10 protein-coding genes are annotated in these 11,507 nt (G+C 59.7%); 6 read left to right on the top strand and 4 right to left on the bottom strand.

The features are described 5' to 3' along the window. Nucleotides 1-214: 214 nt before the first annotated feature. Genes EJA71_RS24820 through EJA71_RS24810 form a run of 3 tightly spaced genes read left to right on the top strand, consistent with a single transcriptional unit; the run spans nt 215 to nt 3,780 of the window. Entirely contained in the window at nt 215-874 is a 660-nt protein-coding gene (locus EJA71_RS24820) for a paraquat-inducible protein A (RefSeq protein WP_158960255.1), read from the top strand. Further along, nucleotides 861-1,484: a paraquat-inducible protein A gene (locus EJA71_RS24815; protein WP_158960253.1), complete on the top strand. Its 624-nt coding sequence runs from the start codon at nt 861-863 to the stop codon at nt 1,482-1,484. The genes EJA71_RS24820 and EJA71_RS24815 overlap by 14 nt, the downstream gene beginning before the upstream one ends. Continuing rightward, nucleotides 1,477-3,780 (top strand): intermembrane transport protein PqiB, encoded by a 2,304-nt coding sequence (locus EJA71_RS24810; RefSeq protein WP_158960251.1) that lies wholly within the window; start codon nt 1,477-1,479, stop codon nt 3,778-3,780. The genes EJA71_RS24815 and EJA71_RS24810 overlap by 8 nt, the downstream gene beginning before the upstream one ends. 183 nt (nt 3,781-3,963) lie before the next feature. Here the strand turns inward: EJA71_RS24810 and mksF are convergent, their stop codons facing one another. The 3 genes from mksF to mksB are packed head-to-tail and all read right to left on the bottom strand — an operon-like array spanning nt 3,964 to nt 8,784. Then, entirely contained in the window at nt 3,964-6,804 is a 2,841-nt protein-coding gene (gene mksF, locus EJA71_RS24805) for an Mks condensin complex protein MksF (RefSeq protein WP_158960249.1), read from the bottom strand. Continuing rightward, entirely contained in the window at nt 6,801-7,502 is a 702-nt protein-coding gene (mksE, locus tag EJA71_RS24800; protein ID WP_034156067.1) for an Mks condensin complex protein MksE, read from the bottom strand. The genes mksF and mksE overlap by 4 nt, the downstream gene beginning before the upstream one ends. Continuing rightward, the gene (gene mksB, locus EJA71_RS24795) at nt 7,492-8,784 is read right to left on the bottom strand and encodes an Mks condensin complex protein MksB (RefSeq protein ID WP_178113744.1); all 1,293 of its coding nucleotides are present in this window, start codon (nt 8,782-8,784) and stop codon (nt 7,492-7,494) included. Before mksB ends, mksE begins: the two co-directional genes overlap by 11 nt. Before the next feature lie 220 nt (nt 8,785-9,004). On the opposite strand from mksB, the gene EJA71_RS24790 reads away from it, so the two are divergent. Both EJA71_RS24790 and rimI read left to right on the top strand, forming a co-directional pair. Further along, nucleotides 9,005-9,751 (top strand): energy transducer TonB, encoded by a 747-nt coding sequence (locus EJA71_RS24790; protein ID WP_158960259.1) that lies wholly within the window; start codon nt 9,005-9,007, stop codon nt 9,749-9,751. Beyond that, nucleotides 9,744-10,196, top strand: a complete 453-nt coding sequence (rimI, locus tag EJA71_RS24785; protein ID WP_158960245.1) for a ribosomal protein S18-alanine N-acetyltransferase — start codon at nt 9,744-9,746, stop codon at nt 10,194-10,196. The genes EJA71_RS24790 and rimI overlap by 8 nt, the downstream gene beginning before the upstream one ends. A 112-nt stretch (nt 10,197-10,308) precedes the next feature. On the opposite strand, the gene EJA71_RS24780 is transcribed toward rimI, so the two are convergent. Beyond that, nucleotides 10,309-10,713, bottom strand: a complete 405-nt coding sequence (locus tag EJA71_RS24780) for a serine kinase/phosphatase (protein WP_158960244.1) — start codon at nt 10,711-10,713, stop codon at nt 10,309-10,311. Between the two features lie 141 nt (nt 10,714-10,854). On the opposite strand from EJA71_RS24780, the gene can reads away from it, so the two are divergent. Further along, on the top strand, nt 10,855-11,499 hold the full coding sequence (gene can, locus EJA71_RS24775; protein WP_064120416.1) for a carbonate dehydratase: 645 nt from the start codon (nt 10,855-10,857) through the stop codon (nt 11,497-11,499). The last annotated feature ends 8 nt before the right edge of the window (nt 11,500-11,507 follow it).

The following is an 11,507-nucleotide window of genomic DNA, read 5'->3' as shown; positions in this document are numbered from 1 at the left end:
CAGTGAAACGATGCATCGCCGATGGTAGTGTGGGGTTTCCCCATGTGAGAGTAGGTCATCGTCAAGATTAAATTCCGAAACCCCAATTGCGAAAGCAGTTGGGGTTTTGTTTTGCCCGTAGAAAAGTCTTGCTCGTGATAGCGAACAAATTTGCACAGTTATTTTCGAATCAGAACACTAGAATAGCCCCACCTTATTCGGAGCCAGAGCCTGTATGTCAGAGTCGGTTGACGCCCAAGGGCTGTCAGATTTACCGCTGGAAGACCTGGTGGCCTGTCACGAGTGCGACCTGCTGATGCGCAAGCCAACACTTGCCCACGGCGAGAAAGCCCTCTGCCCACGCTGCGGTTACGAGTTGTACGCTCATCGCCACAACGTGGTGCAGCGCAGCCTTGCCTTGGTGATCGCGGCATTGTTGTTGTACATCCCGGCAAACTTTTTACCCATCATGCAACTCAATATCCTCGGACAATCTTCGCAGGATACGGTCTGGAGTGGCGTACTCGGCCTGTTCAACACCGACATGCAGGGTGTATCGATCGTTGTATTCCTGTGCAGCATGGCCATTCCGCTACTCAAGTTGTTGTGCCAGTTGTTCGTTTTGCTGACGATTCGCTTCAACGTCGGCCGCAGTTACGGTCTGCTGCTTTATCGCATCTACCACCACCTCAAAGACTGGGGAATGCTCGAGGTTTACCTCATGGGCGTACTGGTAGCGATCGTAAAATTGGCGGACATGGCGGCGATCACCGTCGGTCTCGGTTTGGCGTGTTTCATTGGATTGTTGTTGGTGCAGGTATGGCTGGAGGTGGTGATGTCACCGCATCAGATCTGGCAGGCGTTATCAGGGGAAGATACTCATGCGGGCGATTGATGCAGGCATTCTGACGTGCACCGAATGCCACGAGTTGAACAGGCAGGAAGCGGACGCCGACGAGCAAACCTGCACCCGCTGCGGTGCGTTGGTTCACGCTCGTCGTCCGAACAGCCTCGTACGTACCTGGGCACTGCTGATCACCGCCGCGATTATCTATATCCCGGCGAATGTCTTGCCGATCATGACGGTCAGTTCTCTGGGCCAAGGTGATCCGAGCACCATCATGTCCGGCGTGATCCAGTTGGTGCAGCACGGCATGATCCCGATTGCTGCCGTGGTGTTCATCGCCAGTATTCTGGTGCCGACCTTCAAACTGGTCGGCATCGCACTGCTGCTGTTTTCGGTACAACGAAAGCAGCCGTTGTCGGCCCGCCAGCGTATCTGGATGTACCGCTTCATCGAGTTCATCGGTCGTTGGTCGATGCTCGATATTTTTGTGATCGCCATTCTCGTGGCGGTCGTCAACTTCGGCCGGATTGCCAGTGTCGAAGCCAATCTTGGCGCCATCGCCTTCGCCAGTGTGGTGGTCCTGACGATGCTCGCCGCAGTAACTTTCGATCCCCGACTGATTTGGGATAACACGGAGTCGGACGACGACCATGACTGATTTGCCCGTAGCGAAAACCCGACCGGCTTCGAACTGGTCTGCCATTTGGGTGCTGCCTCTGATCGCCCTGATCATCGGCGGCTGGCTCGGCTGGCGTGCCTATTCCGAAACCGGTATCGAGATCCAGGTCCGCTTCGAAAGCGGCGAAGGCATCCAGGCCAACAAGACCGAAGTCATGTACAAAGGCATGTCGGTCGGCAAGGTCAAGACGCTCAAACTCGATGACGAGGGCAACTCCAAAGGCGTGATCGCCACCGTCGAGATGAACAAGGACGTCGAGCAATACCTCAAGACCAGCACGCGCTTCTGGCTGGTCAAGCCGAGCGTGACCCTGGCCGGTATCACTGGATTGGAGACCCTGGTCTCGGGTAACTACGTCGCCATCAGTCCCGGCGAAGGCGAGCCGACACGCAAGTTCAAGGCGCTGGCCGAAGAGCCGCCGCTGTCCGACGCCAAGCCCGGTCTGCACCTGACCATCAAGGCGGACCGTCTCGGTTCACTGAGTCGGGGCAGCCCGGTGTTCTACAAACAGATCAAAGTCGGCCAGGTCAAAAGCTATCTGCTCTCAGAGGATCAGAGCACTGTCGAGCTCAAAGTCTTCATCGAGCCGACCTACGCCAAACTGGTGCGCAAACACACGCGGTTCTGGAATGCCAGCGGCATCAGCATCGACGCCAACCTGTCCGGTGTGAAAGTACGCAGTGAGTCGCTGGCCAGCATCGTCGCCGGCGGTATCGCCTTCGCCACGCCGGAAAACCGCAAGGACAGTCCGCCGACCGATCCAAGCCTGCCGTTCCGTCTCTATGAGGACTTCGACGCCGCCGCTGCCGGGATTCGCGTGAAAGTCAAACTCAGCGATTTCGAAGGCCTGCAGGCCGGTCGAACTCCAGTAATGTACAAAGGCATTCAGGTCGGCAACCTCAAAGCACTGAAGGTCGACGCGGATCTGAACAGCGCCACCGCCGAGTTGACCCTTGATCCATTGGCTGAAGACTATCTGGTCGACGGCACGCAGTTCTGGGTGGTCAAACCGTCGATTTCCCTCGCCGGAATCACCGGTCTGGAAGCGCTGGTGAAAGGTAACTACATCGCCGTGCGCCCGGGTGACAAAGGCGCGCCGCCGAAACGCGAATTCGAGGCACGTCCGAAAGCGCCGCCACTGGACCTGCGTTCGCCGGGTCTGCACTTGGTGTTGTTCACCGACACCCTCGGCTCGATCGATGTTGGCAGTCCGATTCTGTTCAAACAGGTCAAGGTCGGTTCGGTGCAGAGCTATCAGTTCTCCAAGACACGTAAGCAGATCATCGTTGGTGTGCACATCGAGAAGGAATACGAAAACCTGGTCAACGCCTCGACGCGTTTCTGGAACGTTAGTGGTGTCACCCTGACCGGCGGTTTGACCGGCGGAATTCAGGTCAAGAGTGAATCGCTGCAAACTCTGATGGCTGGCGGTATTGCCTTCGAAACGCCGCAAGCCAAGGCGCCGTTGCAGAAGCGTATCCCGCGTTTCCGTCTGTTCGCCAACCATGACGACGCCAGTAAAAAAGGCAGCGTCGTGACGATCAAAGTCGATCGCGCCGACGGTCTCAGCAGTGGCACGCCGGTTCGCTTCAAGGGACTGGATGTCGGCAAGATTGAAAGCGTCGATCTGACTGACGACCTGCAATCGGTCATCCTCACGGCGCGTATCACTGAGGTGCCGGAGAGGATTGCCCGGGTTGGCAGTCAGTTCTGGGTGGTCAAACCGGAGTTGGGGCTGATCAAGACAGAGAATCTGGAAACCCTGGTGACCGGGAAGTACATCGAAGTACAACCGGCGGCCAAGAACCTCGGCCCGCAAAAGAACTTCACTGCGCTGGCCGCTGCGCCGGAAGTGACCAAACAAGAGGCAGGGCTGAGTCTGGTGTTGAGTGCTGCCCGTCGTGGTTCGCTGAAACCGGGTGTGCCGGTGACCTACCGTGAAATTACCGTGGGTAAAGTCACCGGTTACGAGTTGGGCCAGACCGCCGATCGTGTGCTGGTGCACATTTTGATCGAGCCGAAATACGCGCCATTGGTGCGCAGCGGCAGCCGCTTCTGGAACACCAGCGGAGTCGGGTTTGATATCGGTTTGTTCAACGGGCTGACAGTGCGAACCGAGTCGCTGGAGACTGCGATTCAGGGCGGTATTGCTTTCGCCACGCCGGACGGCGATCGCATGGGCAATCAGGCGCGGGCTGAGCAGACGTTTCCGTTGTTCGACAAGTTTGAGGATGAGTGGCTGACCTGGGCGCCGAAGATTTCGCTCGGTAAGTAATTCTGTGGTGTCTGAAGTGGCGCCATCGCGAGCAGGCTCACTCCTACAGGGGAACGCATTCCAACTGTAGGAGTGAGCCTGCTCGCGATAGGGCCCTAAAAATCAGCAAAAATCCCAAGCCATAAAAAAGGGCCGCGATCCAAACAGATCGCGGCCCTTTTTATTGCCTTCAGTTAACGCCGATCAAACCGCATCCAGCTCCGGCTCATCCGCCTCAACATTCAGCGTCGCCTTCACCACATCGTGGCGACGGATGTACTTCCAGTCCGCCTCATCAATGTAGATCCCCGCCGGGCCGCTGCCGCCTTCCAAGTCGATTGCGACACTGGCGCAGACCTGCGGCTTCACGCTCGCCAGAATCGGCACGAAGCCCAGTTGCAGGCTGGTTTCCAGCAGCGCGGCCTGGTTCTTCTCGTCGATGTCCGCCGCCTCGTCGAGGTAGTACGGCAGACGCACGCGGCCGGCCTGATCGCGATCCATCAAGTGCAGCAACAAGTACATGTTGGTCAGTGCCTTGATGGTCATGGTCGTGCCGTTGGACGCCGCGCCATCGATGTCGGTGTGGATAACCGGTTGACCGTTGACCTTGGTGATCTCGAACGCCAGCTCGAACAAGTCCTTGAGACCGAGCTGGTTGTGGTTTGCTGCCACCAAACGTGCGAGGTATTCCTTGGCCTCTTCGTTCTTGTTGTCCTGCTCGGCGCTCTGGCTAAGGTCGAACACCGACAGGGTTTCGCCTTCTTCGTACTGACCGGCGCTGTGGATGATCTGGTCGATGTGCTTGAGCGCTTCTTTGTTCGGCGCGAGGACGATGCGGAAGCTCTGCAGGTTGGAGACCTGACGCTTGTTGATCTCGCGGTTGAACAGCGCCAGTTGATGCTCGAGGCTGTCGTAGTCGCTGCGGATATTGCGCAGGGTCCGGGCAATGTCGGTGACTGCCGCGCGACGGGCCTTGCCCAGCGTCAGGGCTTCATCGGTACGGTGCGCATACGCGTTGATCAGCAGCGACAGACGGCGCTCCATGTCGTCTTCGCTGTCGAACTTGGCCACGCCTTTGAGGCGCACTTGCGCGTACAGCGCTTCGATCTGGCCATCGGCGCGCAGCAGGCCTTGCCAGCTGTCCTGATAGTCGTTGAGCAGCGGCAGCAGGTTGTCCATCGAATCGTCGACCGGATCCATGAACGGCGTGCCGAACGGCAGATCCGCCGGCAGCAGCTGACGGCGGCGCAACGCATCGTCGAGGGTGCGTTGCTTGGCTTCCATGTCGGCGATCTGGCGGCCGACCAGTTGCAGCTTGGCCGACAGTTGCTGGACGCGTTCGGTGAAGGCATCGCTGGAGCGCTTGAGTTCGTCCTGCGCGCCTTCCATCTGCGCCAGTTGCTCGAGCTTGTCACTTTCTTCGGCGCTCAGGGTTTGCGTGCGGCGGAAGTCTTCCAGCGCCTTCTGCGCGTCCAGCACTTGCTGGTAAAGCGCCTCGGTCTGGGTCTTGCTCGCGGAGCGGTCAGCGGCGACGGCTTGCTGGGTTTTCAGTTGCTTGAGTTCTTTTTCCAGACGCTCTTTCTGATCGCGCAACGCGGCGCGGTCAGCCAAGGCCTGAAGGGCCGGAGGCTCGATGTGCGAGATGTCGATCGACAGGCCCGGCACTTCGAAACGTTCGCCTTTGAAGCCATCGAGGATCAGCTCAACCGATTTGACCCACTCGCCGTCGTCATCGAGGGTGATGCCGTGTTCGCCCAGCGGCAGGCTGAACAATGCGCTGTTGAACAGGCGCATTAGACGCTCGACGTCTTGTTGCGAGAATTCTTCGCGCAGTCGGGCGTAGCTGTTGTTGTCGGCGTGATCGAGTTGCTGCTTCACCGACTTCAGGCGTTTTTCCAGATCGCGCACGCGCTCTTCCAAATCTTCCGCGCTGAACTGACGGGACTGCGCCAAGGCACCGGCGAGTTCGTCGTGAGCGTCCTTGGCGGCGAGCAATTGTTGCTCCAGCACTTTAACGTCATCGACTAGGGCAAAGCGGTTCTTCAATACCGACAACTCACCGAGCCAACGCTGGATGCCGGAGATTTCCCGCTCCAGACGCATCAGTTCCTGGGTGCCGCCGCGCTGATCGTTTTGCAGACTGTCCTGCTCGCCACGGTAGTGGTCGGCCTGAATCGTCAGCTCTTCCTTGCGCGCACTGGCGTAGTCCGACCAGGTGCCGAGCAACGAATCGAGCAGCGGCGACAGGCGATGCAGTTTGCCGCGCAGCACGTCGCGCTGCTTCACGCCGTTGGCCAAGGCTTCGACCAACGGGCCGGCAGCGACCAGCGAGTTGTAATCCTGCTCCATGCGCCGCACATCGCGGAAGGCTTCTTCGCACGCGGCGATGTAATCGACGCTGCCGGAACGCAGGCTGTGTTCGAAGGCATCGAGGAACAACTGCTTCAACTTCGCGGCAGTAATTTCGCGCATGTGCAACAAGTTGATGAACAGCGCGCGGAAGGTCTTCAGGCTCTGTTCGCTAGTGGAGCGCAGCGGGATCAGCGTCAGGTCCAGTGGGATCGACGTGTGACCGCCCACCAGCAAACGACGCAGTTCATCCGGCTTGAGTTCGTAGGCTTTCAGGCCTTCTTTCTCGAGGTTGCTGAACAGCTCTTTCTGGCGCAGGCAGGTGTCGTTTTTCTGGTAATGGGCCAGATCGAGCTTGCCGGCGTAGGCGAAGAACTGGTGACCGAAACCGCCGCCCGGGCCACGCCCGACCACGCCAATCACGTGCGGACCGTGGGGCAAGTTCACTTCGACGAGGATGTAGCTGGTGTCGGAAGCGAAGTAGAACCGCCGCGATTGTTCGAGGCTGTACTTTCCGAAGCTCATGTCCGACATGCGCGCCAGAATCGGGAATTGCAGCGCGTTGATCGACGCCGATTTACCGAGGTTGTTCGCGCCGTAAACCGACAACGGTTCCTCCAGCGGGAACAGGCCGAGGCTATAACCGGCAGTGTTCAAAAGAGCAAAGCGGCGGATGCCGTAGCGTTCCTGGCTCATGCGTCGGACTCCTGTTCTTCGGCAATGGCGCGGGCCAGTGCGTCTTCTTCGCTTTCTTCGTCAAACTCTGTGAGATCGAGCGGGTCGTCGGTTTCGAGGAATTTGGCTTCCGCCGCTTCGTCGATCAGCACCGGCGCTGGCAGCGGCAATACGCTGTGCACGCTGGCCGCCAAGTCGCGGTCTTGTTGCACCGACAGGCACACGTCGAGGAAACGGTGCATCGGCGGCAGAAAGCGGTACACGCCGTTTTCTTCGCCGGCGAAACCGAGTTGAGTCATGCGGCGCATGATCTTTTCTTCGAGTTCTTCAACGGTCTGCACTTCGGCCTGAATGAACAGGTCGCGGTATTTCTCCAGCAGCGACGGCAACTCTTCGCGGCCGAGGCTGCCGCCATCGAGCACGGCGATCGGGTCGCGGCCCTGATCGGCCAGATGCTCGACGAGGATGAAGGTGAACAGCGCCAGACGTTGCGCAGTCTTGTTCACCGCTGCAGCGGCCATGTCCGGCACGAAGTAGTAGAAACCACGGGTGTCGCAGACCAGCTCAAAGCCCAGGGCCTTGAACAGCGTGCGGTACTGATCCTGGAAGTTCGACAGTTGCGCGTACAGCTCCGGATCGCGGCGGCTGACGTGGTAACCCTTGAACAGCTCGCGGAAGATCGGCGCGAGTTGCGACAGTTCGGAAAGATCAAGATGCATTTGAAGTACCTGCAGGGAGGGCGCTCGCAGAATCCTCGGCGGCGGTGTTGCTGGCCGAGAGCAGGGCGAAGGAGCGCAGGCTGACCTGGTGCTCGTGAGTATGGTATTCGCGGCGTTCCAGACGCTCGCGCTTGAAGCGTTTTTCCCGCGACAGGCGCGAGAACCAGTAGAGCAATTCGTCAGTGGCGCCGTCCGGTTCCTGCTCCAGCAGCCAGGTCATCAGATCCGGCATCGGCAGGGCTTCTTCGCAGCGGTCGACCATCTCGCGCACGGTGCGCGGGGCACGCGGGGCTTCGCCTTTTTGGGTCTTGTGCGCCTTGGGGAAGCGCGCCGGTTTCGGCTCGAATCGCGCCAAGGCGTAGACGTAGGCTTCGACCTGACTGGCGCTGCCGAGGAAGGTGCTTTGCGGGCGGGTGAACAGCGGCATCGCGGCTTGCGGCACGGCATCGATGCCTTTACGGCGGATCGCCGCCAGTGCCAATGCGGCGCCACGGGTCACGGCGTTGTGCCGGCGGGCTTCTTCACGCAGGGGCAGCAACAGTTCGCGAGCGTGACGCAAAGTCAGTTGCGCGCTGGTCTGCATTTCGAGGATGCGCGCGTGGGTGCGCAGGAGCATGTCGTCGTCGACCAGATGGCCGAGGCGCTGTTGCTCGCTGAGCATTTTCAGCAAGACGGTTTCAACTTTGCGCACGCCTTGTTCGAAGGCGCCGTCGGCGTTCACCAGATCGATCATCGGCTCGACGTATTCGTCCCACGTCGCCAACACTTCGGCGTAACGCTGACGCAGCGGAATCTGCCGGTCGCTGGTCTTCGCCCGTTCAGCGACGGCCACCAAGGCCTGTTCGTCGTTGTCGAGCTTCTTCAACACGTCGCGCACGCGCATGTCGAGCAAGCGCAACTGGCGGGCGAGATCGTGGCCGTCACGGACTTCGAACGCGTCCTGAATGTAACCGGCCAGACGTTCGAGGTGACGCAGATAGGCTTCGATTTCCAGGCACAGGCCCAAGCGGTGTTCGCGACGCAGGTAAGCGAGGAAGTCGTGAATCTGCGCGTTCAGCTCGAAACGGTTCGGGCTTTTCGCCACCGGAATCAGAATATCGAGACGAATCCACACGTCGAGCAGGCTGGTGATGTCCTGCGGCGTGCTGTCCAGTTGTTGGGCGGCCAGTTGCGCGCGCAGTTCGTTGAGGCTCAATGTGCCTTGGTCGAAGTGCTCGCACAAAGGCTCCAGAAGCGCCCAGTGTTCAGCGAGGGCGCGCAAGACGCGCTTGGGTTCGATCATCGGAATGCCCGGCTGGTTGGCAATAAAAAGACGCGATTGTACTGCATCATGAAGGATGCGATTCACTCTCGGGACGGGCTGTCGCATTTTCTAAGATAAAGGCTATCGATCAACAGCAAGCGATCTTGAGCGAAGGGCGGTAGAATCAGCCCACTTCAGTTATCCACAAGTGGCCGACCCTTTGCTTATCGAGTCTCGCCGCCGCGCCTATTTGAACGCCATGCAGGTGGTCAACTGGCTGCCGCGCACCGAATTGCCCTTTGCCGCGCCATCGCGGCCCGAGCTGCTGGACATGCCCGAGCCCGAGGTGGAGGCCCCGCTGGTGCCCGCGCCACAGGCCGAAGCGCCGGTGCAGCCTGTTGCGCGTCCGAGCGAACGGTCGAAAATCGAAGTGCCGCGCCCCTCTCTGGCGAGTACCCGCACCGGGGCCAAACCGGTGGAAGTGGTCGAAGACACGCCAGTGATCGCCAAACCGGCCCCGGTGCCACCACCGCGTTTCGCCCTGCAATTGCTGCGCGCCGGCCGCTGTCTGCTGTTGGTCGAGTTACCCACAGGCGAAGCCTTCCAGAGCCGCGATCCGGCCTACCTGTTGCTCAAAGACATGCTGCGCGCCGCCGGTCTGCCGGATGCGCCGCAAATTGTTGGCGAGCCGGTACGCTGGCCGTGGCTCAATCGCGGCAACATGGATCAAGGCCCGGAGGCGGCGCGCGACTTCGTCCAGGGTTTCCTGTCGGTACAAATGGAAGCGGCGCCATGCGCCTGTCTGTGGCTGATCGGCCTGCCGGCGGTGCGCTTTGCCGGTGAAGCGGACGCTGAAGCCTTCAATCGTGAATTGCAGATCGAAGGGCTGGGCCTGGCCTGGGCCATTCCCGGTCTGGAATTGTTAATGGAAGAGCCACAGCGCAAAGCCGCTGTGTGGCAAGCCATGCGTCGGCTGATGGCGCGCTGGAAAGAATCGAATGAGTGACGCTGTATCGTTCCGCCCGATGACCGAGGCGGATCTGGACGCTGTGCTGAAGATTGAGTTCGCCGCGTACAGCCATCCGTGGACCCGCGGGATTTTTCTCGACGGCCTGGGCAAATACCAGATCTGGCTGATGTTCGAAGGCCAGCAACAGGTCGGTCACGGCGTGGTGCAGATCATTCTTGATGAAGCGCACCTGCTCAATATCACCGTCAAACCGGAAAATCAGGGGCGCGGTCTGGGGCTGACCTTGCTTGAGCACCTGATGTCGCGGGCCTACGCGGCTGAGGCGCGGGAGTGTTTTCTCGAAGTGCGTGACAGCAATCGCTCGGCGTTCCGCTTGTACGAGCGCTATGGCTTCAACGAGATTGGCCGGCGTCGGGATTATTATCCGGCGGTGGGTGGGCGTGAAGATGCCGTGGTCATGGCCTGCACCTTGGTTGACTGACACTGCTCTGTAGGAGCTGCCGCAGGCTGCGATCTTTTGATCTTGTTCCTGATCACGCAACACAGATCAAAAGATCGCAGCCTTCGACAGCTCCTACAGGGGATTGGGGCTGTTAGCGCTTGCCATCCAGCGGATCGCGCTGCGCCAGCTCTGCTTCATCCAGACCATCGCCGCCCCCAATGTCGTCTTCATCGACCAGGCTCAGATCCCAATCCGCCGGATTGCCTTCACCAGCCTCTTCGGCATCCCGCGCGCCGTCTTCGTGAATCAGTGTCTCCGGGCTCATGTCATCGTCGGTCGGCTGATGATCGCTGACCGAGGCCCCGGTCATCCCGGCCTCACGTACGCGCTCATCGGGCATCAATTGCTCGCGTTCGCGCTCCGGGATCTCATCACCGATTTTCGCGCTGGGCTCGTCTTCATCGAAATCCAGCTCATGCACCGAACCCATGCGGTCTTCGTTATCATCGATGGGTTCCGGTTGCACCGCATCGTAAGGGCGTCGTGAATCAGTCATGGCAAATCCTCATACTGTGGGCCTTACTTAGGTGGACTCACCGGGCACACGAGAATTCCAACGAAATCACTTGCGGTTCTGGCGTGACCGCGACGGGCGGTCGTCTGTCAAAGCAGCGCATCTTTCTTGAGGCCTTACAGCATGCACGACTTACAAGACCTGATTGATAACAACGAGCGTTGGGCTGACGCGATCACCAAGGAAGACCCGGATTTCTTCGCCAAGCTGGCGCGCCAGCAAACGCCGGAATATCTGTGGATCGGCTGTTCCGACGCACGCGTCCCGGCCAACGAAATCGTCGGCATGCTGCCGGGCGATCTGTTCGTACACCGCAACGTCGCCAACGTGGTGCTGCACACTGACCTGAACTGCCTGTCGGTAATCCAGTACGCGGTCGACGTGCTCAAGGTCAAACACATCCTCGTCACCGGCCACTACGGCTGCGGCGGTGTACGCGCGTCGATGCAGGACCGGCAGTTCGGCCTGATCGACGGCTGGCTGCGTTCGATCCGCGATCTGTACTACGAAAAACGCGAAGAGCTGGCCAAGCTGCCGACCGAAGAGGAACAGGTCGATCGCATGTGCGAACTCAACGTGATCCAGCAAGTGGCCAACGTCGCCCACACCAGCATCATCCAGAACGCCTGGCATCGCGGGCAGAGCCTGTCGATCCACGGTTGCATTTACGGCATCAAGGACGGTCGCTGGAAAAGCCTGAACACCACCATCAGTGGTTTCGAGCAACTGCCGCCGCAATACCGTTTGCGTCCGGTCGGTGCCGTGTAACAAGCGTT

It is taken from the genome of Pseudomonas sp. PB106 (assembly GCF_009764645.1).
Taxonomy (GTDB): Bacteria; Pseudomonadota; Gammaproteobacteria; order Pseudomonadales; family Pseudomonadaceae; genus Aquipseudomonas.
This window is presented reverse-complemented; position numbering and strand designations above follow the sequence as displayed.